Genomic DNA, 1,319 nt, shown 5'->3' with positions numbered 1-1,319 from the left:
AAGCTAACCAGAAACTTAGCTCAATGTATGCCTGCAACGGACTGCACACTGCTGGCTGTGCACCGTCATACAGGGTCCGCCGCGCAGATATATCAGGACACGGTGAGGAAGCAGTCGTAAATGCTGCCAATGCCAAGGGTACCGTGAGCGATGGAGTGTGCAGGGCGGTCGCTAAGAAGTGGCCATCATCTTTCAAAGGGGCTGCAACTCCAGTCGGCACAGCCAAGATGATCCGCGCAGATGGCATGACCGTAATCCACGCAGTGGGACCGAACTTCTCCACCGTAACAGAAGCCGAAGGGGACAGAGAGCTAGCGGCCGCGTACCGAGCTGTGGCTAGCATAATTAGTACCAACAACATAAAGAGCGTCGCAGTACCGCTGCTATCCACAGGCACCTTTTCCGGCGGTAAGGACAGAGTGATGCAGTCCTTGAACCACTTATTCACGGCATTGGATGCCACCGATGCAGACGTGGTTATCTACTGCAGAGATAAAAACTGGGAAAAGAAGATTCAGGAAGCCATCGACAGGCGGACGGCAATAGAGCTCGTATCCGAAGACGTGACCTTGGAAACCGATCTGGTTAGGGTACACCCGGACAGTTGCTTAGTCGGCAGAAATGGTTACAGTGCAACTGACGGTAAACTGTACTCTTACCTTGAGGGCACGAGGTTCCACCAGACGGCGGTCGACATGGCTGAAATATCAACTTTATGGCCAAGACTCCAAGATGCTAACGAGCAGATCTGCCTGTACGCCCTAGGGGAGACGATGGACAGCATACGCACTAAATGCCCAGTAGAGGACGCCGATTCGTCTACGCCGCCGAAAACGGTACCGTGTCTATGTCGGTACGCGATGACCGCGGAGCGGGTTGCCAGACTTAGGATGAATAACACCAAAAACATCATCGTGTGCTCCTCCTTTCCATTGCCGAAGTACAGGATAGAAGGCGTGCAGAAGGTGAAGTGTGACCGAGTGCTAATTTTTGACCAGACCGTCCCGTCACTAGTAAGTCCCAGAAAGTACATACAGCAGCCGCCGGAACAGCTGGATAATGTGAGCCTGACTTCTACGACGTCGACGGGATCCGCATGGTCATTTCCATCGGAAACGACCTACGAAACCCTGGAAGTCGTAGCCGAGGTACACACCGAACCTCCGATCCCTCCGCCTCGCCCAGGACCCCGTAGGCATAGACCCCCGGCACGTGGCGCATCCGCCCCGCATCGATGAGCAAGGTCGCCACGACGGCGCCGCCGACGAAGGCCACCACGAGGAGGAGGCCGAACAGGGCCAACCGCGCCTCGCCAAGCC

At 55.7% G+C, this 1,319-nt stretch carries 1 protein-coding gene; it reads left to right on the top strand.

What is annotated here, in order from left to right:
• The coding region (locus MFF22_RS24915) for a macro domain-containing protein (protein WP_238253397.1) at positions 1-1,238 on the top strand (1,238 nt) is incomplete at its 5' end.
• Positions 1,239-1,319 lie beyond the last annotated feature (81 nt).

The organism is Methylobacterium persicinum, assembly GCF_022179525.1.
GTDB classification, from domain to species: domain Bacteria; phylum Pseudomonadota; class Alphaproteobacteria; order Rhizobiales; family Beijerinckiaceae; genus Methylobacterium; species Methylobacterium persicinum.
Note: the sequence above shows the minus strand (reverse complement) of the source record. Positions and strands in the feature narration are given on the sequence as shown.